General features: G+C 63.1%; 20 protein-coding genes. 14 read left to right on the top strand and 6 right to left on the bottom strand.

Going from position 1 to position 23,809, the window contains the following annotated elements; translation table 11 throughout:
• The first annotated feature begins 73 nt into the window (after window positions 1-73).
• The 4 genes from glmU to hemB all read left to right on the top strand — a co-directional run bounded on the left by glmU (window position 74) and on the right by hemB (window position 5,311).
• Entirely contained in the window at window positions 74-1,435 is a 1,362-nt protein-coding gene (glmU, locus tag OP494_RS06180; protein ID WP_280539845.1) for a bifunctional UDP-N-acetylglucosamine diphosphorylase/glucosamine-1-phosphate N-acetyltransferase GlmU, read from the top strand.
• A 177-nt stretch (window positions 1,436-1,612) separates the two neighbouring features.
• Window positions 1,613-2,383, top strand: a complete 771-nt coding sequence (locus tag OP494_RS06175) for a DeoR family transcriptional regulator (RefSeq protein ID WP_280539844.1) — start codon at window positions 1,613-1,615, stop codon at window positions 2,381-2,383.
• A 16-nt stretch (window positions 2,384-2,399) separates the two neighbouring features.
• Window positions 2,400-4,232 carry a glutamine--fructose-6-phosphate transaminase (isomerizing) gene (gene glmS, locus OP494_RS06170; RefSeq protein WP_280539842.1) on the top strand — a complete coding sequence of 611 codons (1,833 nt, stop codon included), beginning with the start codon at window positions 2,400-2,402 and terminating at the stop codon, window positions 4,230-4,232.
• Between the two features lie 104 nt (window positions 4,233-4,336).
• Window positions 4,337-5,311: a porphobilinogen synthase gene (gene hemB, locus OP494_RS06165; RefSeq protein WP_280539841.1), complete on the top strand. Its 975-nt coding sequence runs from the start codon at window positions 4,337-4,339 to the stop codon at window positions 5,309-5,311.
• Between the two features lie 24 nt (window positions 5,312-5,335).
• Here the strand turns inward: hemB and OP494_RS06160 are convergent, their stop codons facing one another.
• The 3 genes from OP494_RS06160 to OP494_RS06150 form a co-directional block, all read right to left on the bottom strand.
• Window positions 5,336-6,256 carry an oxidoreductase gene (locus OP494_RS06160; RefSeq protein WP_280539840.1) on the bottom strand — a complete coding sequence of 307 codons (921 nt, stop codon included), beginning with the start codon at window positions 6,254-6,256 and terminating at the stop codon, window positions 5,336-5,338.
• Between the two features lie 31 nt (window positions 6,257-6,287).
• Complete coding sequence (locus tag OP494_RS06155) at window positions 6,288-7,400, bottom strand: MltA domain-containing protein (protein WP_280539839.1); 1,113 nt, start codon at window positions 7,398-7,400, stop codon at window positions 6,288-6,290.
• A 115-nt stretch (window positions 7,401-7,515) separates the two neighbouring features.
• On the bottom strand, window positions 7,516-8,211 hold the full coding sequence (locus tag OP494_RS06150) for a YitT family protein (RefSeq protein ID WP_280539838.1): 696 nt from the start codon (window positions 8,209-8,211) through the stop codon (window positions 7,516-7,518).
• Between the two features lie 177 nt (window positions 8,212-8,388).
• On the opposite strand from OP494_RS06150, the gene OP494_RS06145 reads away from it, so the two are divergent.
• Window positions 8,389-9,258: a DUF72 domain-containing protein gene (locus OP494_RS06145; RefSeq protein ID WP_280539837.1), complete on the top strand. Its 870-nt coding sequence runs from the start codon at window positions 8,389-8,391 to the stop codon at window positions 9,256-9,258.
• Between the two features lie 338 nt (window positions 9,259-9,596).
• Window positions 9,597-10,964 (top strand): sodium-dependent transporter, encoded by a 1,368-nt coding sequence (locus OP494_RS06140; RefSeq protein WP_280539836.1) that lies wholly within the window; start codon window positions 9,597-9,599, stop codon window positions 10,962-10,964.
• Between the two features lie 98 nt (window positions 10,965-11,062).
• On the opposite strand, the gene OP494_RS06135 is transcribed toward OP494_RS06140, so the two are convergent.
• Window positions 11,063-11,257: a hypothetical protein gene (locus OP494_RS06135; RefSeq protein ID WP_040240300.1), complete on the bottom strand. Its 195-nt coding sequence runs from the start codon at window positions 11,255-11,257 to the stop codon at window positions 11,063-11,065.
• A gap of 198 nt (window positions 11,258-11,455) precedes the next feature.
• Between OP494_RS06135 and hexR the strand changes: the two genes are divergently transcribed.
• The 3 genes from hexR to OP494_RS06120 all read left to right on the top strand — a co-directional run bounded on the left by hexR (window position 11,456) and on the right by OP494_RS06120 (window position 15,111).
• A complete protein-coding gene (gene hexR, locus OP494_RS06130) occupies window positions 11,456-12,319 on the top strand; it encodes a transcriptional regulator HexR (RefSeq protein WP_280539835.1) in 864 nt (287 codons plus the stop codon).
• An 85-nt stretch (window positions 12,320-12,404) separates the two neighbouring features.
• Window positions 12,405-14,624 carry a DNA helicase II gene (gene uvrD / locus OP494_RS06125; RefSeq protein ID WP_280539834.1) on the top strand — a complete coding sequence of 740 codons (2,220 nt, stop codon included), beginning with the start codon at window positions 12,405-12,407 and terminating at the stop codon, window positions 14,622-14,624.
• A gap of 31 nt (window positions 14,625-14,655) precedes the next feature.
• A complete protein-coding gene (locus OP494_RS06120) occupies window positions 14,656-15,111 on the top strand; it encodes a phosphate-starvation-inducible PsiE family protein (RefSeq protein WP_280539833.1) in 456 nt (151 codons plus the stop codon).
• A gap of 18 nt (window positions 15,112-15,129) precedes the next feature.
• Here the strand turns inward: OP494_RS06120 and OP494_RS06115 are convergent, their stop codons facing one another.
• Entirely contained in the window at window positions 15,130-15,534 is a 405-nt protein-coding gene (locus tag OP494_RS06115) for an acyl-CoA thioesterase (RefSeq protein ID WP_280539832.1), read from the bottom strand.
• 235 nt (window positions 15,535-15,769) lie between these two features.
• Here OP494_RS06115 and OP494_RS06110 point away from each other — a divergent pair, with 235 nt between their 5' ends.
• The 5 genes from OP494_RS06110 to phoU all read left to right on the top strand — a co-directional run bounded on the left by OP494_RS06110 (window position 15,770) and on the right by phoU (window position 21,866).
• On the top strand, window positions 15,770-16,708 hold the full coding sequence (locus OP494_RS06110; RefSeq protein ID WP_280539970.1) for a phosphate ABC transporter substrate-binding protein: 939 nt from the start codon (window positions 15,770-15,772) through the stop codon (window positions 16,706-16,708).
• 56 nt (window positions 16,709-16,764) lie between these two features.
• Window positions 16,765-18,888, top strand: a complete 2,124-nt coding sequence (locus OP494_RS06105; RefSeq protein WP_280539831.1) for an ABC transporter permease subunit — start codon at window positions 16,765-16,767, stop codon at window positions 18,886-18,888.
• Window positions 18,889-18,901: 13 nt separating this feature from the next.
• On the top strand, window positions 18,902-20,278 hold the full coding sequence (gene pstA, locus OP494_RS06100) for a phosphate ABC transporter permease PstA (protein ID WP_280539830.1): 1,377 nt from the start codon (window positions 18,902-18,904) through the stop codon (window positions 20,276-20,278).
• A gap of 62 nt (window positions 20,279-20,340) precedes the next feature.
• Entirely contained in the window at window positions 20,341-21,114 is a 774-nt protein-coding gene (pstB, locus tag OP494_RS06095; protein ID WP_280539969.1) for a phosphate ABC transporter ATP-binding protein PstB, read from the top strand.
• A 32-nt stretch (window positions 21,115-21,146) separates the two neighbouring features.
• Window positions 21,147-21,866, top strand: coding sequence for a phosphate signaling complex protein PhoU (gene phoU / locus OP494_RS06090; protein ID WP_280539828.1), 720 nt, complete (start codon window positions 21,147-21,149; stop codon window positions 21,864-21,866).
• Here the strand turns inward: phoU and OP494_RS06085 are convergent.
• Window positions 21,824-23,698, bottom strand: a complete 1,875-nt coding sequence (locus OP494_RS06085) for a GGDEF and EAL domain-containing protein (RefSeq protein ID WP_280539827.1) — start codon at window positions 23,696-23,698, stop codon at window positions 21,824-21,826. The genes phoU and OP494_RS06085 overlap by 43 nt on opposite strands.
• Window positions 23,699-23,809 lie beyond the last annotated feature (111 nt).

The raw sequence follows: 23,809 nt of genomic DNA, 5'->3' as shown, positions 1-23,809 counted from the left end.
GTCGCTTGGTAGCGCCTTCCGCCCGCCGTAGAATACGTCCATCTTCTTCAAGAGATGCATAGGGACGACTGCGATGACGTTAGACGTGGTGATACTCGCCGCCGGCCAGGGAACGCGGATGCGTTCGGCCAAGCCCAAGGTCCTGCATCCGTTGGCGGGTAAGCCGATGGTGACGCACGTGCTGGATACCGCCGAGCAACTGGGCGCGACGCGCACGCACGTCGTGATCGGTCATGGCGCCGAGCAGGTCGAGGCTGAACTCAGTGGACGTGAAGTGGATTTCGCCCTGCAGGCCGAACAGAAGGGAACCGGCCATGCGGTGGCCCAGGCACTGGAGAACATGGGCGACGCCAAGGTGCTGATCCTCTACGGCGATGTCCCGCTGATCCGTGCCGAGACCTTGGCGGCGTTGCTTGCCGAGGTGGATGAGACCCGCCTGGGTCTACTGACCGTGGAACTGCCCGATCCCAGCGGTTACGGGCGGATCGTGCGCGATTCCGACGGTCATGTCACGGGCATCGTCGAACACAAGGAAGCCAGCGAGGCCCAGCGCGCTATCACCGAATGCAATACGGGCATCGTCGCCGCCACCGCAGCGCAGCTCAAGCGTTGGTTGCCCCGGCTTTCCGCCGAGAACGTTCAGGGTGAGTATTATCTGACCGACATCTTCGCCATGGCAGCGGCCGAAGGCATCGAGATCGCCACCGCCAGCCCCGCCTCGGCGCTGGAAGTCGAGGGCATCAACAATCGCTCGCAGATGGCGGCCCTGGAACGCGCCTATCAGCGCGACCGAGCCGAACGTCTGCTAACCGAGGGCGTGGCGCTGGCCGATCCGACACGCTTCGACGTGCGTGGCCGCCTCGATTGCGGTCATGATGTCTTCATCGACGTGGGCTGTGTGTTCGAGGGCGAGGTGACGCTCGGCGATGGCGTCAGCGTGGGCCCCTATACGCTGATCCGCGACAGCCATATTGCGGCGGAGACGGTCATCGAGGCGCATAGCATCATCGACGGCGCCGAGGTGGCATCACGCGCGCGCATCGGGCCCTTCGCGCGCTTGCGTCCCGGCACGCGCCTGGCATGCGACAGCAAGGTCGGCAACTTCGTCGAGACCAAGAACGCCGACGTTGGTGAAGGTAGCAAGATCAATCATTTGAGCTACGTCGGCGATGCTCGGCTGGGGCGTGGCGTCAATATCGGCGCGGGCACCATCACCTGCAACTACGACGGTGCCAATAAACACCGCACCGAGATCGGCGATGATGTCTTCGTGGGCTCCAATACCGCCCTGGTGGCGCCGGTATCGCTGGGTGATGGCGCGACGGTCGGGGCCGGCTCGACCATCAACAAGAATGTCGACGCCGGGGCGTTGGCGGTGGCGCGACCGCGTCAGACCACGCGTACGGGTTGGAAGCGCCCCCGCAAGTCTTCCTGAGTATTGAACTCCGGCGCTCTCATCCCAGGGAGCGTCGCCCTTGGTATGACGTTGTTGATCGCGGGCGGAGGATTTTTCTACACGTCGCCGGGCTGCGCTTGACCGAAGATGTCGAATCGCGTTTTATAAGCGTATTGTTTCGTTTCGGAAGATATATCTTTCGTGAATAAGGATGATATGCCCAAACGCGATACTGCCCAGCGCCGCCATGCCATGCTGGCCTACGTGAATGAGCAGGGTGAAACCAGCGTCGATACGCTTGCCCGACACTTCGCAACCTCCGAAGTCACCGTACGCAAGGATCTCGCCACGCTGGAGAAGAGCGGTCTGTTATTGCGACGCTTCGGCGGTGCCTTGCCGTTACCTAGTGAGATACTGGCGGAAGCCAACGCGCCGCTTTCGCCCCGAAAGCTAGCGATTGCGCAAGCGGCGAGTGCGCGTATCCGCGCCCACAATCGCATCATCATCGACAGCGGTACCACCACCTCGGCGATGATTCCCGAATTGGGCGGGCGCGAAGGGCTGGTGGTGATGACCAACGCGCTGTCGGTGGCCAACGCCTTGCGCGAAGTGGAGCCCGAGCCGGCGATCCTGATGACCGGCGGTACCTGGGACCCGCACTCCGAATCCTTCCAGGGACAGGTCGCCGAGCAGGTGTTGCGTTTCTACGATTTCGATCAATTGTTCATCGGTGCCGATGGCATCGATCTGGGGCGTGGGACCACCACCTACAACGAATTGCTGGGGCTATCGCGGGTGATGGCCGAGGTCGCGCGCGAAGTCGTGGTGCTCGCCGAATCCGACAAGATAGGCCGGCGCATTCCCAATCTGGAACTGCCGTGGGAAAGGATTCATACCCTGATCACCGACGAGGGGCTCGATGCCGATGCCTGTCGACGGATCGAGGCACAGGGTATCGCCGTCATCCGCGCTGCGGTCAACGAATGAAGACGAGGAGTTCAATATGTGTGGAATCGTAGGAGCCGTCGCCGAGCGTCACGTGCAGGAAATCCTTCTCGAAGGCTTACGCCGTCTCGAGTATCGCGGCTACGACTCGGCGGGCATGTCCGTGCTTTCCGACGATGCGCGACTCAATCGTCAGCGTGCGGTGGGCAAGGTGGCGGCTCTAGAAGAGAAGCTCGCCGACACGGCGCTCAAGGGCACGCTGGGTATAGCCCATACGCGTTGGGCCACCCATGGTCGCCCCAGCGAGCAGAACGCGCATCCGCATCAGTCCGGCGATAGCCTGGCGGTGGTGCATAACGGCATCATCGAGAACCATGAGGCGCTTAAAGGCGAGCTTGAATCCCAGGGTTATGTTTTTACCTCCGAAACCGACACCGAAGTGATCGCACACTTGTTGTCGCGCGAGTTCACCCTTTCCCAGGACTTGCTCCAGGCCGTGCAACGCAGCGTGGCATTGCTGGAAGGCGCCTACGCCCTGGCGGTAGTACACCGTGCCGAACCCGATGCGATCATCGGTGCGCGCAAGGGGAGCCCGCTAGTGGTTGGCGTAGGCATCGGCGAGGCATTCCTTGCCTCCGACCCGCTGGCGCTGTTGCAGGTTACCGACCGCTTCATCTATATGATGGAAGGCGATGTGGTGCGTTTGGCCCGGGGTGGTGAGATCGAGCTCTTCGAGGCGAGCGGCGAACGAGTCGAGCGTCCGGTGACCGTCTTCGAGCATGGCGACGGCGTGACCAGCAAGGGCGGCTATCGGCACTTCATGCTCAAGGAAATCCACGAGCAGTCCCAGGTGATCGCGGCCACGCTGGAAGGGCGTCTCGGCGATCATCAGGTGCTGGTCAACAGTTTCGGGGCGGAGGCCGCGTCGCTGTTCGAGAGCGTGCGCCAGGTGCATATCATCGCCTGCGGTACCAGCTACCATGCGGGCATGGTAGCGCGCTACTGGATCGAGAAACTGGCCGGCGTGCCCACTCAGGTCGAGGTGGCCTCGGAATATCGCTACCGCGAGGTCGTAGTGCCTGAAGGCACCTTGTTCGTGACGCTATCGCAGTCCGGCGAGACTGCCGATACGCTGGCGGCGCTGCGCTTCGCCAAGCAGCGTGACTATCTCGGCAGTCTGGCGATCTGTAACGTGCCGGGTAGTTCGCTGGTGCGGGAGTCGGATCTTACCCTGATGACGCAGGCAGGCCCCGAGATCGGCGTCGCCTCGACCAAGGCCTTCACCACCCAACTGGTGGCGCTGATGCTGCTGGCTCTGGCGCTGGGTCGTGTGCGGGGCGCCAATGGCGAGCATGCGCCGCTGGTCCAGGGGCTCAGGGAATTGCCGGGGGTGATCAACCAGGTGCTGGCCCTGGATGGCGAGATCGAGCAACTGTCCATGGCGTTCGCCGAAAAGCACCATGCACTCTTCCTGGGACGCGGCGCACATTTCCCGATCGCCCTGGAAGGGGCACTCAAGCTCAAGGAAATCTCCTATATTCATGCCGAAGCCTATCCGGCGGGCGAGCTGAAACACGGGCCTTTGGCGCTGGTCGACAGCGAGATGCCGGTGATCGCCGTGGCCCCCAACGATGAATTGCTCGAGAAGCTGAAATCCAACTTGCAGGAAGTTCGCGCGCGCGGTGGTGAGTTGTTCGTGTTCGCCGATGAGGGCATTCGCCTCGAGCCTTCCGAACATCTACATGTGCTGCGTGTGCCGGCGGTCAGCGAGGCGTTGGCGCCCCTCGTCTACACTATTCCGTTGCAATTGCTGGCCTATCACGTTGCCGTGCTCAAGGGCACCGATGTCGACCAGCCGCGCAACCTGGCGAAGTCGGTGACGGTGGAATGATGCGACATTTTGTCGGCTGGGCTATTTTGTTAGCGTGCTATAAAATACATCCCGGTTCTTAACGCCGGGTGCCGCCGCGCCCGGCGGCGATCAAGGAGTCTTACATGCCTGCTCAGTTTCCCCAGGCCCGTCTGCGTCGCCTGCGGCGCACATCATCGCTGCGTGACATCGTGCGCGAAACCTCGCTGCGTGCGGAGCATTTGGTGTATCCGATCTTCGTCGAGGAGGGGGCGGACGACTTCGTGCCCATCGAGGGAATGCCGGGTCAGTATCGCATTCCGGAAAACCAGTTGGCGGAGGAAGTGAAACGCCTCAGCGCGCTGGGCCTCAAGGGCATCATGCCGTTCGGGATTTCGCATCACAAGGATGCCGACGGCAGCGATGCCATGGACGAAAACGGCCTGGTGTCGCGCATGGTACGCATCATCAAGGCGGCCGACCCCGAGATGGTGGTGATTCCGGATATCTGCTTCTGCGAATACACCACACACGGCCACTGCGGCATCCTCAAGGGCGACACGGTCGACAACGACCTGACGATCCGTAATCTCGGTGTCCAGGCGGTCGCGGCTGCTCGGGCGGGGGCCGACATCATTGCGCCCTCGGCGGCTCAGGACGGTCAGGTGGCGACGATCCGCGCGGCCCTAGACGGGGCCGGTTTCGAGGATATCCCCATCATGGCGTATTCCACCAAGCTGGCCTCGGCGCTGTACGGACCCTTCCGCGAAGCGGCGGGCACCGAACTCCAGGGGGATCGCAAGACCTATCAGATGGACCCCATGAATCGTCGCGAGGCGCTGCGTGAGTCGCTGGCGGACGAGGCCGAAGGCGCCGATTTTCTGATGGTCAAGCCGGCGCTGGCGTATCTCGACATCATGGCGGATATTCGCCGCAACAGCCTGTTGCCGCTGGTGGCGTATCAGGTCAGCGGCGAGTACGCGATGATTCGCCTGGCGGCGCAACAGGGCGTGATCGATGAAGCGGCGGTGATCCGCGAGACGCTGGGTTCGATGCGCCGCGCCGGTGCCGACCTGATCATGACCTACTTCGCCCCCCAGTTGCTGGAAGAAGGGCTATAGAGGTTGGAAAGAGAGCGGTAGTACTTACGCAGGAGGTGTCGTTTCCCAGCGTGCCCCGGTGAGCTCGCACGAGACATCCCACAGGCGTGCCTCGACCGCTGGATCGCGTGCGTTACGGGCGCGCCGGGCTAGTTTGGGTGCGCCACGTGTCTCGCCGAGGCCGTCGGGCCCGATGTAATCGCCGGGGCCGATGCTTTCACTGAGTGCGGCATGCAGCGTGGGGCGGGCGCCCTCGGCGGCGGACTGGCTGATCAGCGGCAGGGTCAGCTTGAAGACACTGCCGATAAAGGGCCGGCTTTTGACCCCGGCGTCGAACAGCGCAGTGCGTGACAATCCGGGATGGGCGGCCAGGCTCTTGAGTCCCCAGCCGTGGGCATCGCTGTGTTTCTGCAGCGCCTGAGCAAACAACAGCATGGCGAGTTTGGATTGCCGGTAGGCGCGCCAGGGGTCGTAGTGCGTCTCGCCGTTGAGGTCGTCGAAGGCGATGTATCCACTGCGATGGGCGAGGCTCGAGAGTTGTACCACGCGGGGCGCCGTCGCGGCGATGAGCAGTGGCAGCAACTCGCTGGTGAGCAGGAAGTGGCCCAGGTAGTTGATGCCCCATTGGCGTTCGAAGCCGTCTCGTGTGCGCTCGAGGCGCGGTAGGGCCATGACCCCGGCATTGTTGATCAAGCGTTCCAGCGAGGACTCGCGGTGTACCAGGCGCCGGGCGAAGTCGCGTACCGATTCGAGGCTGTCGAGGTCGAGTGGTTCGGCGCTTACCTCGGCATGGGGCGCATGGGCGCGAATGGCGTGGCAGGCCAGCTCGCCTTTTTGCGCATTGCGTGCGGTGACGATCACGCGATAGCCCTGCACCGCGAGGCCCTTGGCGGTCTCGAGGCCGAGCCCGGCGGTAGCGCCGGTAACCACGGCCAACGGGGCCGGGGCGTGGCGATCTTCACTCATGCGTTGCTCCTCTCTTCGCCCGATGATCGGCTCATTTCGGCATCAGTACCCACAGGCGACCATCCTGCTTCATGCGTGCGGCGCGTTCACCGGCCGCTTCGCCGTGCCCCCAATAGAAATCCGCGCGTACCGAGCCCTTGATGGCGCTGCCGGTATCCTGGGCCACCATCAGGCGCCGCAAGGGCTCTTTCGAGAGCGGCTGTGTGGTCGATAGGAAGATCGGTGCACCCAGCGGAATGCGTGAGGGATCCACGGCCAGGCTGCGTTCCGCGGTCAAGGGCACGCCGAGGGCGCCGATCGGTCCCTGAGTGTCGGTATGATCGCTATCCAGCTCACGGAAGAACACCATGCGCGGGTTGACGGTCAGCATTTCTTCCACGCGTTCGGGGTGCCGCTTGGCCCAGGCCTTTACACCGGGCAAGGTCGCTTGGGAGACGTCGATTTCCCCGCGATCGATCAAGGCACGATTGAACGATCGGAAAGGCTGATTGTTGGATCCCGCGAAAGCCACGCGCATGGTACCGCCGTCGTCCAGCCGGACACGTCCCGAGCCCTGTATCTGCAGGAAGGCGGCCTCGACGGGGTTGTCGACCCAGACCAGTTCCTGACCGCGTAGGGCACCGCTTTCCAGCAACGTGCGCTGTGCGGCACGTACACGCTGCGGTGCCGCTTGCCAGGCGTTGGGGAAGCGGTAGAGCGGCGTCTGATACGGCCCGTGGCGCTCACGCGCCCCATGCAGAATGGGCTCGTAATAGCCGGTGATCGTGCCCGTGGTGGAGCCATCGTCGTTCGTGAGGCGATATGGCTGAAAGCGCATCTCGAAAAAGCGCGTGATAGCGCTTTCATCGAGCGGATCGATATGCTCGGCATCATCGCACACCGATGTCCAGCGAGGTTTCTTGGCAAGCTGTGGACAACTGGCGAGAAACGCGCTCCAGGCGGCGATGACGTGATCGTCACGCCAGCCGGGCAGTGCCTGCCATGCCATGGGTTGCATGCGCTCGGAGGCTGCCGGCGAAGGCATGCTCGGCGCGGGCGGCTGAGAACTGCACGCTCCGAGTATCAAAAGCGGCAACAGCCACACTGCGCGAGCGAGTTGGCGCAGGGGGCGGGCGGCATCGATGATCGGTTGCGGCAATGGCATGAACAAGCAAGGCACCTCGGCGGTCGACTCCCGGAATGAGTGTCGCCAGCGATGATGCCTTGCCGGGGCGAATCGTGCCAGTGGCGTCGCGCCTTCGGTACGTTTCAGGCGCGGCCTAGCCTTCCTCGTTGAGGGGCCGCAAGCGCGCGATCGAGGCGCGATGGGGCGATAGAGCACCCTTGTGCCGCGGAATGCGTGCCGTCTTGTCATCGTCGTCAACGGGCTGGTGGCGCTGGCTGCTCGTTTTACGATGATAACGGCCGAGCACCGCGCTCAAAGTGAGGAACGCCAAGGCCGAACCAGCGACCTGCGTCCATGGATAGACGATGACAGCCAGCAACAGCAGCAGCAGATCGCAGCACAGCGTGGTGCGACCGGCATGCCATCCCACGCGGCGTTCCAGATAAAGGGCGAGAATGTTAAGACCCCCCAACGAGGCGTTGGCGCGAAACAGCAATGCAAGCCCGAGGCCGATCAACAGCCCTGCCGCGATGGCACACACCACAGGGTGGGTGTCGCCCAAGGGAAGTGTGGCGGTGAGGGTGTCGCTGAGTACCGAAAGCAAGGTCACGCTCGAGAGCGTACGTAGCGTGAAATCGCGCCCCAATTGCTTGAACGCGAGCCCGTAAAAGGGCAGGTTGATGACGAAGAAAGTGATGCCGAAACTCACCGGCAGCAGATCGCTGATCAGCAAACTCAACCCTGCGGTACCGCTGACCAGTAAATCGGCGGATTGCAGAAGCCGCACGCCAAGTGCCACCAATAGGCAGCCTTCGAGCAGCGTCAGCCAGGAACGCCAGGAAACCTTCATGTTGTCTCTCCCGAGGGTGTGGAAGATGAATCGATGCCGAAGATGGTCGGCGCACCGCCGAGGGCTTGTGGCCAAAGGGCGGGTAAATGACACGCTGCAAGAAGCGTACCCGGTGAGGCTGCTTCGCGCAGCGCATCATAGCCGCGGGGCGCAAGCGATACAATCGCGAGGCCCGTCATGACGGGGGATCGCCCACGTTTATTCCTGGGCTTGCCGATGTGGGCCAATAGCGAATGGCGCGGCAGTCTCTACGCGCAACACGCGCCGCAGGAGGGCATGCTGCACGATTACGGTGCCGTGTTCACTAGCGTGGAAGGCAACACGACCTTCTACAGCGGGCCGCCCAAGGCGGCGACCATCGCCCAATGGGCGCGCCAGGCACCGGCGGATTTTCGTTTTTGCTTCAAGTTGCCGGCGCGGCTCACGCATGAAAAGCGTCTGGTGAATATCGCGGAGGAACTCGCAACGTTCTTTGCAGCGCTAGCGCCGTTACATGACCGGCTAGGGCCGACGATGGTGCAATTGCCGCGTGATTTCGGGGCCCAGGAACTGCCAGCGTTGGAGGCACTGTTGAGGCACTGGCCGTCGGCAATACCCTGCGCCGTGGAGGTGCGTCATAGTGATTTTTTCCACAAAGGGGCGGCGGAACAGCAATTGAACCGCTTGTTGATAACTTTGGGAGTAGACCGGGTAATGCTCGATGTGAGGCCGCTTTTCGCCACGCCCGCGGGCACCGATACGCGCTTGATAAAGGCTCAGGGCGAAAAGCCGAAACGCCCGTTACACGTGATTTCCACGGCAAATATGCCTATCGTGCGTTTTATCGGACATTGTGATATGGCCATCAACGATCGACTTTTCACTCCTTGGTGTGAGCGCCTGATTCTGTGGATAAAACAGGGGAAAACCCCTTTTTTGTTTGTGCATACGCCGGATAATCGACAAGCGCCACAATTGGCGCGACGCTTCTATGCACGCTTGGCCGAACGCGTCGAATTACCGCCTCTCGAGGCCTTTCCCGGCGAGCGCCAGAGCGCGCTTTTCTAACCGCGGTGATAACGCCATGGCGTGGTAGGACGCGGTGTTGATGGCTTGATGCTATAACGCGAATGGTTTTGGCTAAAACTTGCCGCTAAAATGGCGTTTCTCTGTGGACGACGTCGAGGACAGTCGTCTCCTCAATCGGTGTTTATCGACACCCTTACGGTGACTGACATCGCTGCGAGCGGTGCGGTCTCCTTGTTGATCGGTGGTCAGATCCCAGCGCTCACAAGGACCTGTCATGCTCCATGTCGTGGTGTGCGATCCATGCCCGGGGACGTGGCAACAACAATACAACGCCATCCTTTAATCGCGCGGTGGCGCCACGCAACTCAGGTGAAGCAATGTCTTACAAGTCTCATTCGCACGCGCAGTGGTCCTCCCGGATGGCCTTCGTGCTGGCCGCCGTCGGCTCGTCGGTCGGCCTGGGCAATATCTGGAAATTCCCCTACATGACCGGCGAAAGCGGGGGTGGCGCTTTCGTTCTGGTGTATCTGATCTGCATCTTCCTGGTCGGCTTGCCGATGCTGATGTCCGAATGGCTGCTCGGACGCCTGGGCCAGAAGAACCCCATCTCGACGATGGGCGACATCACACGGCGTCTCAAGCGTAGCCGTGCCTGGGTGTTGATCGGCGTGGCCGGGATTCTCGGCGCGTATTTGATCCTCTCGTTCTATAGCGTGATCGGTGGTTGGGCGCTGGCCTACATTCGCATGGCCGTCGTCGACACCTTCAGCGGACTGGATAACGATAGCGTTGGCACCTTGTTCGGCAATCTGCTGGCAAGCCCCGTGGAATTGCTGCTCTGGCATAGCCTATTCATGATCATGACGATCGGTGTCGTGGTGGGAGGCGTTGCCGGTGGCCTGGAGCGTGCGGCGAAGACGCTGATGCCGGCGCTGGCGGTGCTGCTGGTATTGCTCGTGGGTTATGCCGCGACGACCGGCGCTTTCGCCGAAGGGGCGGCTTACCTGTTTACGCCGGACTTCTCCAAGATCACCCGTGACGGCATTCTCGCTGCGCTGGGGCATGCCTTCTTCACCCTGAGCCTGGGCATGGGCATCATGATGGCGTATGGCTCGTATCTCTCCGATGACGTCAACATCGGTCGCTCGGCGCTCATCGTCGTGGTCATGGATACTGTCATCGCCCTGCTTGCGGGACTGGCCATTTTCCCCATCGTGTTCGCCAATGGGCTGGATGCGGCTGCGGGCCCGGGTCTGATCTTCCAGACCCTACCGCTGGCGTTCGGCAACATGGCCGGTGGTTGGCTGTTCGGGTTGCTGTTCTTCGTGCTGCTGGTGTTCGCGGCGTGGACCTCCGCGATCTCGCTACTGGAGCCGCTGGTGGAATGGATCGAGGAACGCTCGCCGCTGTCGCGCGTGGGCTCGACCATCGTCGCGGGGCTGGCGACCTGGGCCCTGGGGCTGGCCACGGTGCTGTCGTTCAACATCTGGGGTGATTTCGCGCCGCTGGGCATGTTCGACAAGTTCGCCGGCATGACCCTCTTCGACTTGCTCGATTATGTCACCAGCAAGCTGCTGCTGCCGCTGACCGGCTTGGCGACCGTGATGTTCGTGGGCTGGTTCATGGGGCGCGACGAACTGCGCTCGCAGCTCAACATGAGCGATGGCGCCTTCGCCCTGTGGCGCGTGGCGGTACGTTTCATCGCGCCCATCGGCGTGGTGATCGTCTTCGTCAGCAGCCTCTGAGCGTTACCCGGCGTGGGCGAATAGAGCCCGCGCCGGGCTTGGAAAGCCCTTCCAGGCACACGATGCACGGGATATCTCTTCGTGCATCGCGTGCCTATTTATTGCCAGTCGTCATAATCGACGATATCACGCTCCAGGCGCTTGAATTCCTGATGCAGCTCAATGCCGCGTCGTGCCCGCAGATAGCGTGTTGCAGCGCTCTTTTTGCGTTGCTCATGTTCGAGCATTTCCAGGCTCATATGAATGTCTAGAAGCTCGCTTTTCAAGGATTGAAGATGTGCGGCATCGCGCATATCGAATCTCCCAATCGTGCTTATGACTGTCTTATTGTCATTTAACCGGGTTCCGCTTGACATTCTTACTATAACGCACTTGACAGAATTATGACGTCAAGGATGAAACGGGCGTTTTTTCTCCCTTCAACGTCTGCGGCATACTAGAATCGAATCTGTTTTCACGTCGTTGTTGGTCAGCCAAGGAGTCGCGCCATCATGAGCAGTGCCCTGTTCGACGAGATGAGACGCCGCATGGAGCACTTTCGGCGCTCCGAGCAGAAGGTGGCGCGCTTCGTATTGCGCCATCCCGAGGATGTTATCCACATGCGCATCGTCGATCTGGCCACCGAAGCCAAGGTCAGCGAGCCCACTGTGGTGCGTTTCTGCCGTGCGCTAGGGTGCAATGGCTTCCAGGACTTCAAGCTCAGGCTCGCGCAGATGCTGGCCACGGGCAGTCAGTTCGCGCAATTCTCGATGAACGATAGTGACAGCGTCGCCGAATTTGCCCACAACATTTTCGACTCCACCGTGGGTACGCTGCTCTCGGTGCGCGATCGGCTCGATCACGCCGCGCTGGGCAAGGCGGTCAACGCCCTGGCCATGGCCAATCGTGTGGAGTTCTACGGTTTCGGCGCCTCGGGCGCGGTGGCCTTCGATGCCCAGCACAAGTTCTTCCGCCTGCAGATATCCACTGCGGCTTATTCCGACCCGCACATGCAGAATATGTCGGCGGTGACGCTGACGCCTCGCGACGTGGTGGTCGCCATCTCGCAGACCGGACGCACCCGGGCGCTGGTGGCCAGCGTGCGTCTGGCCCGCGAGACCGGCGCCACGGTGATCGGCTTATGCCCCAGCGACTCGCCGCTGGCCAGCGAAGTCACCCTGCCGCTTTATATCGACGTGCATGAGGACACCGAAATCTACACCCCGATGAGCTCGCGCGTGGCGCATCTGGTGATCGTCGACGTGCTCGCCGTGGGCGTGGCCAAGACACGTGGGCCCAAGCTGGCCGAGCAACTCCAATCGGTGAAGAAAAGCCTGGTCCCGTTGCGCTATCCCGACGCCGACGAAGACCCCTAGCCGGCTGGCGGATCGCGAGCGACCGAAGCCGAGACCGCTTGTGCTAAGCTGTGCGCTCATTTCGCAATGCCAAGATACGTGATCCATGGACGACGTTTCGCCGGGCGACGTTTCGCCGCTACTCGACTCGCTGAATACGGCCCAGCGCGAGGCCGTGAGCCATCCACAGGGCAATTTGCTGGTGCTGGCCGGTGCCGGCTCGGGCAAGACGCGTGTCCTGGTACATCGTATCGCCTGGTTATTGCAGGTCGAGGGACTGTCGCCCTACGCGATTCTCGCCGTGACCTTCACCAACAAGGCGGCGCGCGAGATGCGCACGCGTCTCGAGGCGCTGCTGGGGGTGTCGTTGCGCAACATGTGGGTGGGCACGTTCCACTCCATCGCACACCGCTTGCTACGCACCCATTGGCATGACGCGCACCTGCCTCAGCATTTCCAAATCATCGACAGCGACGATCAACTGCGCCTGGTCAAGCGCTTGCTCAAGGACCATCGCATCGATGCTGAGCGCTTCCCGCCCAAGCAGGTGCAATACTTCATCGGCGGCTGCAAGGAAGAGGGGTTGCGCGCCCATCAGGTCCAGACCCATGGCGATGCCTACATGGGCCAGATGGTCGAGCTCTACGAGCGCTATCAACTAGCTTGTGAACGCGCCGGTCTGGTCGACTTCGGTGAATTGCTGCTGCGTGGCCTGGAGCTTCTGCGCGACAACCCGGCGTTGCTGGCGCATTATCGCGAGCGTTTCGGTCATCTGTTGGTCGACGAGTTCCAGGATACCAATACCTTGCAGTACGCCTGGCTCAAGTTGCTCGCCGGCGATCGCGCGGGCATGACCGTGGTCGGCGACGACGATCAGTCGATCTATGGCTGGCGCGGGGCCAAGGTCGAGAACATCCGGCGCTTCGCCGAGGAGTTTCCCGCGACCACCACGGTGCGTCTGGAGCAGAACTATCGCTCGACGAGCGCGATTCTCGAGGCCGCGAACACGCTGATCAGCCATAACGCCGGGCGCATGGGCAAGGAGCTGTGGACCGATGGCGTTCACGGTGAACCGATCTCGGTCTATGCCGGTTTCAACGACCTCGACGAGGCCCGCTTCATCGTCGATACCCTCAACGAGGAAGTGAACAAGGGCAGCGCGCGGCATGACATCGCGATTCTCTATCGTTCCAACGCCCAGTCCCGGGTGCTCGAGGAGGCACTGATCCGCAGTGGCGTGCCTTATCGCATCTACGGTGGCCAACGCTTCTACGAGCGTCTCGAGATCAAGAACGCCCTGGCCTATCTCAGATTGACGCTGACGCGTGACGACGATGCCTCGCTGGAGCGCGTGATCAACGTGCCGGCACGCGGTATCGGTACGCGCACCGTAGAGGTGCTGCGCGAGCGGGCGCGTACCCAAGGAATATCGCTGTGGCAGGCGCTGCACGATAGTCTCAGTGAGGGGCTGCTCAAGGGGCGCGCGGCAAGTGCGCTCTCGGCATTTTCGGAGCTGATCGAGCGCCTCGACAACGATACCGCCGGCATGGCGCTGCATGAACTGATCGAACATGTCCTGCACACCACCGGGTTGCTCGAGCATCACCGCAACGAAAAAGGCGAGAAAGGCCAGGCGCGTGTCGAGAACCTCGAGGAATTGATCAACGCGGCGCGCAACTTCGCCCAGGGCGATCCCTTCTCGTTGCAGGAAGTCGGCGAGGGCGCGGCGGCGCTGGAGCCGTTCCTGGCCGAGGCGGCGCTCAATGCCGGCGATCACGAGGCGGACGATTTCGAGGACAGCGTGCAACTGATGACGCTGCACTCGGCCAAGGGGCTGGAGTTCCCGGTGGTGTTCGTCGCCGGTGTCGAGGAGGGCTTGTTCCCGCACAAGATGTCGCTGGAGGAACCGGGACGCCTCGAGGAAGAACGCCGGCTGTGCTATGTCGGGGTGACCCGCGCCATGCGTAAGCTGTATCTGACGCATGCCGAGATCCGTCGCCTGCATGGCAAGGAAACCTTCTCGCGGCCGTCGCGCTTTTTGCATGAGTTGCCCGAGTCGTTGCTCGAGGAGGTGCGTTTGCGTGGCCAGGTCTCGCGACCGGTTTCCACGCGGCCGAACCGCGGCCTCTCCCAGCAGCAGAGCGTCTCGAGCGATGACGATCAGCCGTCGTTGAGCCTGGGGCAGCGGGTCAGTCATCCGGTCTTCGGCGAGGGTGTGATCATCAATGCCGAGGGCGAAGGCGCCAGAGCGCGCGTGCACATCAGTTTCGAGGACGAGGGCGACAAATGGTTGGTGCTGGGATTCGCCAAGCTGACGCCGTTATGAGTCGTAAGCACAACATAAACGAGACGCAACGATGAAGAAGTGGTTTCCCGAGTTGATGGATCAGTGGTCGCAGCTTTCCGGCTATCAACGTTTCGAGCGCCTGGTCTCGCTGGTCCTGACGGTGGCGATCGGCTTCGTGGTACTGGTGGCGCTGTATTATCTGGTCGTTCACGTGGTCGAGTTGTTGTTCGTGCAGACCCGCGATCCGTTCGATTACCGCGTCTTCCAGGCAGTGTTCGACATGATTCTCACGGTGCTGATCGCCATGGAGTTCAACAATTCCATCGTGCGCACCATGGAAGGGCGTGGCGGCTTCATCCAGGTCGAGATCGTGGTGCTGATCGCGATCATGGCGCTGGTCCGTAAATTCATGGTCATGGACATGGAAACCATAGAGCCCTTGAAAATCGTGGCCCTGGCCGCCGCAGTGCTGGCACTGGGCCTGAGTTACTGGCTGGTGCGGCGCGGCGGCAACGGCTCGTCGTAACGGTTCACGATAGGCCCTTTACGCTTCGGGGACGGGGCGTATGCGGCCGTTGTCGTCCAGCGCCACCATCACGAAACGCGCTTCGGTGACCTTGTAGCGCTCCTCGGGACTGCGCTCGTGTGGTGGGCGAATCCACACCTCGACATCGACCTTGATCGAGCTGCGCCCGACCTCACTGATTTGGGTGAAGATATTGACCATCGCGCCGACCCGCACCGGGCACAGGAAATCCATGCTCTCGGTGGCGACCGTGGCGGTTCGGCCGCTTGCCAGGCGCCCCGCGGCGAGCTCGGCGGCCTGGTCCATCTGTGCGATGAGCCAACCGCCGGGAATGTCGCCATAAAGGTTGGTGTCCTGGCGCCGGGTGACCAGCTTGAGCGTGAGTTCGCCCTGCGGGGTGGGAATATCGTCGAGTTCATGCATGGTGTGGGTCCTGGCGATTGTTGTTATCGAGCATCGTGGTTGTCGAGCATTGTTGTTGTCGAGATTAGCGTGTGCCGTTGCAACCATCTCATAGTAAACGCCGCTGGGCCTCGACGACCAGTCGCCCGGCAAGGTGTATCGCGGCGGGACAGGCGTGACAACGGGGGCGAAAGCGTTGATAAGTAAAAAGCGAACAGGCCGGTGCGGCACAGTGAACAGGCGGTGTCGCGTGGCGATGACTCTGGGGGCGTTGCTGTTGCCGATGATGGCGATGGCGGCGCCGTTGAGCGGCACACTGGGCACGGTCGGCTCGGATACGCTGGGCGGTTTGATGACGCAATGGGGCGAACGACTCAGCGCGCGCCATCCCGAGGTGCGCTTGCAGGTACAGGCCTCGGGCTCGGGGACGGCGCCGCCGGCGCTGGCCGAAGGAGTGACGCGTATCGGCGCGATGTCACGGCCCATGACCGAGGCCGAGCGCGCCGACTTCATCGCCCGCCAGGGCCATCCGCCGGTGGCGGTGCCGGTGGCACTGGACGCGCTGACGCTGTTCGTGCATCGCGACAATCCGCTGACCTCGCTGTCATTGGCGCAGGTCGAGGCGCTGTTCGCCGATACGCGCTTCTGCGATCAAACGCCCGCTATCCGACGCTGGGGTGCGCTGGGGCTCGACGGCGACTGGGCCTCACGCCCGGTGGCCCGCTTCGGTCGCAACACAGCCTCCGGGTCGCATGCACTTTTCAAGCGAGAGGCCTTGTGCGGCGGCAATTTCCGCCGTGACGTCAATGAACTGCCGGGCTCCTCGGCGGTGGTGGCGGCGGTCGGCCGTTCCCGCGAGGCGATCGGCTATGCTGGCCTTGGCTATCCCACCGCGATGGTCAAGGTGCTGGCGCTGCGTGATGATGAGGGCACGCCGCGTCTGCCCACGCAGGACAACGTCGTCAGTGGGCGCTATCCGCTGACTCGCCCCTTGTATGTATACGTCAATCTGGCCCCGGAGGAACGCTTGCCGGCCCTGGAACGGGCCTTCTTCGATCTAGTGCTTTCGCCCGAAGGTCAGGCGGTGGTCGCCCGGCAAGGTTTCGTGCCGTTGCCTGAACCGCGCTTGGCCGCCGCCAGGCGAGCATTGCGGTTGCCATCCCTTGCCGGTGTCACGCAATCGTCATCAAACTGACGTAATCTGATGGTCTCACTTCATTGCAAGGCAATGCTTCGCCGCCGGGCTCGCCGATGACTGAACCCTCCACTGCCCCGCCTCGCCCGAATCGTCGCCTGCGTCAGCGTCTCGACCGTCTGGCGACCGGGGTGATCGCCGCCAGCGGTATCGGCGTGGTGGTTGCGGTGCTGGCCATCGGTGTGTATCTGACGCTGGCCGTGCTGCCGCTTTTCGACGGCGCCGAAGTGGATATCGACGCCGCCCCCTCGGCTGCCGACGACGGCGCGATTCACGCCGTCTGGCTGGCCGATGACGGCACGCGTTGGTTGACGCGAGATGGGCATCTGCGCGACGCCGAGGGCGAGATTGCGACGCTGACCACCGACACCACGATCGCGTCGGTAGCCGAGTCGGGCAAGACACAGCCGTTGGCCCTGGGATTGGGCAACGGCGAGGTGCGTCTGGTGCCCCGCGATGATAGTGGGCGGTTGCGATGGGCCCAGGCCTCTACCATGCGCCTGTTCGAGGCCCGGGGTGTGGTGGCGCTGACACTGCGTCATGCGGCCCAGGGCTGGGTACTGGCAGGGCGCGATACCCAAGGCAAGGTGGCGGCCCTGTGGCATACCGGTGAGGCCACGCGGCGTCTCTTGGTACCGGAGACGGCCGAGCATATCGCACTGGGCCACGCGGGCCGCCTGGCCATGACCCAAGGCACGCAATTGACGCTGTGGCAACTGTCTCCCGACGGCGGTGGCAAGGCGTTGGCGCGCACCGAAACCCAGGCGCCGGTGACGGCGTTGGGCTTCCTGCAAGGCGGGCGCACGCTGATCGTCGGCGATGCCCAAGGCGGGCTGCGCCGGTGGCGACTCTCCCCCGATGCCACGGGCTGGCAAGTGGCCGAAACGTCCTACACGGCCTTGGGCGATGCTGCCATTCGACGCTTGATCGCGCTGCCCCGGCAGCGCCTGTGGTTGGCGCTGGACGACAGCGGCCGCTTGGGGCTCTATCAATCCCTGAGCGGCCAGCGCTGGCAGGGGCAGGCACCCGAGGCCACGCCGCCGCCGGCCGTGTCGATTAACGCGCAAGGCACACAAGTGATGTGGCTAGATGCGACGGGGGCGCTCCAACGTCTGGCGATCGAGGCACCGCATGCCGCGGTGAGTCCAGCGACGCTATGGATGCCGCTGACCTATGAAGGCCACAGCGATGCCCAGTGGCGCTGGGCGGCAGCCGTCACCGGGGATGAAGAGCCGCAATACAGCCTGGTGCCACTGGCGTGGGGCACACTCAAGGCGGCGGCTTGGGCCATGGTGTTCGCCGTGCCGCTGGCGCTGGGAGCTGCGGTGCATAGCGCCTGTTATATGTCACGGCGGCAGCGTGCGCGTCTCAAACCCGCCATCGAGTTGATGGAAGCATTGCCCGGCGTGGTCATCGGCTTTGTCGCGGGGTTGTTCGTGGCGCCTTTCGTCGAGCGCCATCTCGCCGGCACCCTGGCGCTTTTCGTGTGCGTGCCACTGGGCAGCGTGGCGTGCGGTTGGCTGTGGCGGATGCTGTCTCGACGCTGGGGACCGCGTCTACCCCCTATCAGTGCCGGAGTAGGACTGATGGTGCCCCTGGCGCTGCTGTGCTGGGCGGCGCTGAGTCTCTCGCCGTGGCTCGAGGCGTGGTGGTTCGGCGGCGATCTGCGTGCCTGGATGCACCAGCAGTGGGGCTGGGACTACGCGCAACGCAATGCGCTGATCGTCGGCATGGCCATGGGGCTGGCGATCATTCCCACGCTGTATTCGCTGGCCGAGGAAGCGCTTTCTGGCGTGCCTCGTCCCCTGGCGGAAGGCTCTTTGGCGTTGGGCGCGACACGGGCGCAGACGCTGTGGCGGGTGCAGTTGCCCGCTGCCGCGCCGGGGATTCTCTCCGCGGTCATGATCGGCGCGGGGCGCGCGGTAGGGGAAACCATGATCGTGCTGATGGTCACCGGCAATACGCCGCTGATGTCGCCGAGCCTCTTCGAGGGCCTGCGCTCGCTGGCCGCCAACCTGGCCATCGAATTACCCGAGGCGGCGGTGGGCGGCACCCATTATCGCCTGCTGCTGCTCGGGGCGCTCTTGCTGTTCGTGTTCACCTTCGTCGTTAACACGCTGGCGGAAATGGTGCGCTGGCGGCTCAAGCGGCGGTATCGACGCTATGGGGGTGACGCATGAGTGGGGGTAACGCATGAATATCCCTCGGTTGGGCGGTGACGGTGTGTGGCGATGGCTGAGCGGGGCCTGCGTGGCGCTGTCGCTATTGGCCGTGGTGGCGCTACTGGTGCTGGTCGTGACACGTGGGTTAGCGCATTTCTGGCCTGCCGATATCGAGCAACTGACCCTCGACGACGGCCAGCGGATTGCCGGCATCGCCCGTGGCAGCGCAGCCGGCGAGGAGCGCTATTTCACCGCCAATCGCGACCTCGACGGTCAGGTATGGCGATGGGTCGAGACGCAGGCCATCGTGACGCGCGAGACGCCGCCGGCGTTGCTGTACGCCGAGCGTCGCGATTGGGGGTCCTTCATCGGTCGCCTGACGGCGGTGGAAACGCCCGCCGGCGAACGCCTGCAAGGTGCCGAGGCCGAACGCCGCTTGCGTCGAGCGCTGGCGGGAGACGCCGAAGTAGCGACGCTTTATGTGCGCAATGTCGAGGGACGTGAGCTTAAGGTTGCGTTCGCGCAGGTGGCGTCGATTGCCTGGCCCAATCGCATGGATGTGGGCGACAAGCTCGCGGCTTGGGGGCACGGCGTGTGGCGCTTTCTCAGCGAGGCGCCGAGCGATGGCAATACCGCAGGCGGTGTATGGCCGGCGATCTTCGGCACCCTATTGATGGTGATGCTGATGTCGCTGGTGGTCACGCCGTTTGGCGTGCTGGCGGCGTTGTATCTCAATGAGGTGGCACGCCAGGGGCCATTGACGCGCCTGGTACGCATCGCGGTGCGTAACCTGGCCGGGGTGCCGTCGATCGTCTACGGCGTGTTCGGGCTGGGTGTGTTCGTCTACGGATTGGGTGGTCGCCTCGATAGCTGGTTCTTCGCCGAGCGTTTGCCGTCGCCGACCTTCGGCACCGGTGGGCTGCTGTGGGCCTCGCTGACGTTGGCGCTGTTGACGCTGCCGGTGGTGATCGTGGCCACCGAAGAGGGCCTGGCGCGAGTTCCCGTGGCGTTGCGTGAGGGCTCGCTGGCGCTGGGCGCGACGCGTTTCGAAACCCTGCGCCGGGTGGTGGTGCCCATGGCACTGCCGTCGATGCTGACCGGAGTGATTCTGGCCGTGGCCCGTGCCGCCGGCGAGGTAGCGCCGCTGATGCTGGTGGGCGTGGCCAAGCTGGCGCCGGAAATCCCCGTGGATGGGGAGTTTCCGTACTTGCATCTCGATAGCAAGTTCATGCATCTGGGCTATCACTTGTTCGATCTTGGCTTCGCCAGTCGTGATACCGAGGCGGCGATGCCGCTGGTATTCGCGACGGCGACGTTATTGGTCCTCGTCATCGTGGTGCTTAACCTAACTGCAATAATCTTGCGCCATCATCTCAGGGCACGTCACCGTGCACTGGAGCATTCGTAGGAGGTTCGTCACTCTTGTCTGCCGCGTCTTTTTCCGCCGCCGAGACCCAGCGCTCGTCGGCGGTGGTTGATTTTCCCTCGACGTCGAGCTGTTTCGACATCGAAGCCCTGTCGCTCGCCTATGAGGGAAAACCGGCGTTGCGCGACTTGACGCTGCGCGTGCCGCGTCATCGCGTGACGGCATTCATCGGGCCCTCGGGATGCGGCAAGTCGACGCTACTGCGCGGCCTCAATCGATTGCATGACCTCAATGACCAGGTCACGCGGAACGGACGCATTCGCCTCGAGGGCCAGGACATTCATGCCCGCGATGTGGATGTGGCCGAGCTGCGCCGCCGGGTGGGAATGGTGTTTCAGACGCCTAACCCGTTCCCCATGTCGATCTATGAAAACGTCGCCTACGGGGTGCGTCTGCAGGGCGTCAAACGCAAGCGCGAGCTGGATGAGATCGTCGAGTGGGCATTGCAGTCAGCGGCGCTTTGGGAGGAGGTCAAGGCGGACCTGCACGCCTCGGCGTGGACGTTGTCGGGCGGCCAGCAGCAGCGTTTGGTCATCGCACGCACCCTGGCGGTGCGCCCGGACGTATTGCTGCTCGACGAGCCGGCCTCGGCGCTGGATCCGATCTCGACACTCAAGATCGAGGAACTGATTCGTGGCTTGAAGTCGCAACTGACGCTGATTCTGGTCACCCACAACATGCAGCAGGCGGCACGCGTGTCCGACTACACCGCGTTTCTGCACGCTGGTGAGCTGGTCGAGTACGCCCCGACCGATACGTTGTTCACCAATCCGCGCTTACGGCGCACCGAAGACTACATCACCGGCCGCGTGGGTTGAGTCGCGGCGATTCCGACAAGCGGAGCAGTGTCATGGACATTACCAACGAGACGCATAGCCAGCACATTTCCCGTCAGTTCAACCAGGAACTGGAGCAGCTCAAGACCCAGTTGATGGCCATGGGCGGACTGGTCGAGAAGCAGGTACAAGATGCCGTCGAGGCGTTGCTCGAGGGCGATAGTCGAACCGCCGAGCGCGTGCGCGATAGCGATAACGCCGTCAACGACATGCAAATCCAGATCGACGAGGAATGCACCCGGGTGCTGGCACGCCGGCAGCCGGCGGCCTCCGATCTACGCTTGGTGCTGGCGGTCATCCGCGCTACCTCCGATCTCGAGCGGGTCGGCGACGAGGCCAACAAAATCGCACGCAATGCGTTGACGCTCATCGAGTCGGACCGCCATTCGCGGGGTATGGTCGAGATTCGCCACCTGAGCGAGCACGTGCGCAAGATGCTGCGCGACGCGCTGACCTCGTTCGCGCGCTTCGATACGCGGCTGGCGCTGGAAGTGCTCCACGAGGACGAGTCGGTCGACAATGAATACACCACGGCCACGCGCTCGTTGGTGACCTTCATGATGGAAGATCCGCGCGCCATTACGTCCATTCTCAGCGTGATGACGATCCTGCGGGCTCTGGAGCGGGTCGGCGATCATGCCGACAATCTGGCTGAACACGTCATTTATCTGGTCAAGGGGCTCGACGTGCGTCACACCGCTCCCGGTGAGCTGGACGAGTCACTCGGGGAGTGATGACGTTTTCTGGCAGTGGCCGCCAACAGTGCTTCGGCATGGGGGGCCGTCAGGGCGATGGAGAAAACATGGCCCTGTATGCTGTGGCAGTGGAAGTCGCGCAGTAGCGTGACCTGGGCGATGTTTTCCACGCCCTCGGCGACGACCTGCATGCCGGCATCGCGCCCCAGCGAGACGATCGAGTGCACCAGCGAAGCTACGCGTGGATCGTCGCAGATGCGGTCGATGAAGCTCTTGTCGATCTTGAGTGTGTCGAACGGGATCCGCATAAGGTAGGAAAGCGACGAATAGCCGGTACCGAAGTCATCGATGGCGAATCCCATGCCACGGCGTTTGAGACGCTGCATGCTATCGATGATGGCCTCGGGGTCGTCGATCAACGAGCGTTCCAGAACTTCCAGATTGAGCAATCGACCGGGTAGGCGGTGACGTGTGAGCAGTGAGTCGATCAAGTCGGCGAAGGCGGGTCGCGCGAGCTGTTCTTGGGAAACGTTGACGGATATCGGTAGCAGGGTGTGGCCACGGTCGCGCCATGTGGCCAGTTGCTGGGTGACGGTTTTCAGGACCCAGGTATCCAGTTGATCGCCGAGATCGATTTCCTCGCTGATATCGACGATATCCTGGGGGCTGACGCGTCCCAGTTCGCTGTCATGCCAGCGCAGCAAGGCCTCGAATCCTTTCACTCGATAGCCGTGTATAGCGACCTGTGGCTGATAGTGGAGCCGGAAGCGGTCTTCGGCCAGCGCCGAGGCCGTGCGGCGGCGCAGCAAGTTGCGCCGCTTCAGGCGTGGCAGCGACGTTGGTGTATCGAGACGGAGCAGGGCATCGCCGCGCTCGTTATGGAGGCGCCGGCAGGTATGCTGCAGGGCGGAGAGGATGTCATCGGCATGGCCGAGCTGGGTGGCGTCCTGTGCCCAGACCACGCGCGCGGCGGCGGTGACGGTCTTGCCGGCGGCGAGATAGGGCGCCCGCAAGGTTTCGGCCAGCATCGCCATGGTGTCGGCCATGCGCGCGGGATCCCCCTGGTAGAGCAGCACCCCGAGGCGTTGATCGTCGATACGTGCCAAGTCGAAGACGAAACCGTCGAGGGCTTTCTCGACCCGCGCGATGCCGCGCATGAGCACTTCGTTGCTGGCCTGTAGCGAAAAGCGGGTACGTACTGCGCGCATGCCGTAAAGATCGATGGCCGCGACGCCACAGAACCCCGTGTTGTCCGGCAACGCCGCTAGGCGCGCCTGAATGAGTTGCTGGAAGCGCTGTTGCGTGGCGAGCCGGGTTTGCGGATCGAACTGGGTGCCGATCTCGGCACGGACGCGCTCGAGGCGCGTGATGACGTCGTCGCCGATCTCGTTTTCCACTAGGCGTGCCAAATCGAGCAATATCTCGCGCTGATGGACATCGAAGTGCCTTGGGTGCCGGTCGATCACGCACAGCGTGCCCAGCGGCAGGCCCGAGGCCATACGAATGACGGCACCGGCGTAGAAGCGGATGTAGGGCGTGCCGGTGACCAGGGGATGATCGCGAAAGCGCGGATCGTTGGCGGTGTCCTCGATCACCAGCATCTGGCGCTCGAGCAGGGCGTGCGCGCACAAGGCGTTGTCGCGGGAAGTCCCGCAGGCATCGATGCCAAAGCGCGACTTGAACCACTGGCGGTGGCGGTCGATCAGCGTGATCAGCACAATGGGGACGTCGAAGACCCGCGCGGTCAGCCGGGTGATATCGTCGAAACGCTTCTCGGGCGGTGTATCCATCAGGCCAAGACGTTGAAGTTCGTCGAGGCGGCGCGCTTCATCGCCATGGTCGGGGGCGCCGGCCCCAGGGGCGTTTGCCATGAGGTGTTCTCTTGTCGCGATGCCGGGCCGCGTCATGTACAGGCCGGGGAGGCGCGTTAACGCTGCCGTTCAGGCATCCCGGTTTAGCTACGTTAGCACACCGCCGTGCCG

It is taken from the genome of Chromohalobacter sp. 11-W, assembly GCF_029889905.1.
Classification (GTDB): Bacteria; Pseudomonadota; Gammaproteobacteria; order Pseudomonadales; family Halomonadaceae; genus Chromohalobacter.
Note: the sequence above shows the minus strand (reverse complement) of the source record. Positions and strands in the feature narration are given on the sequence as shown.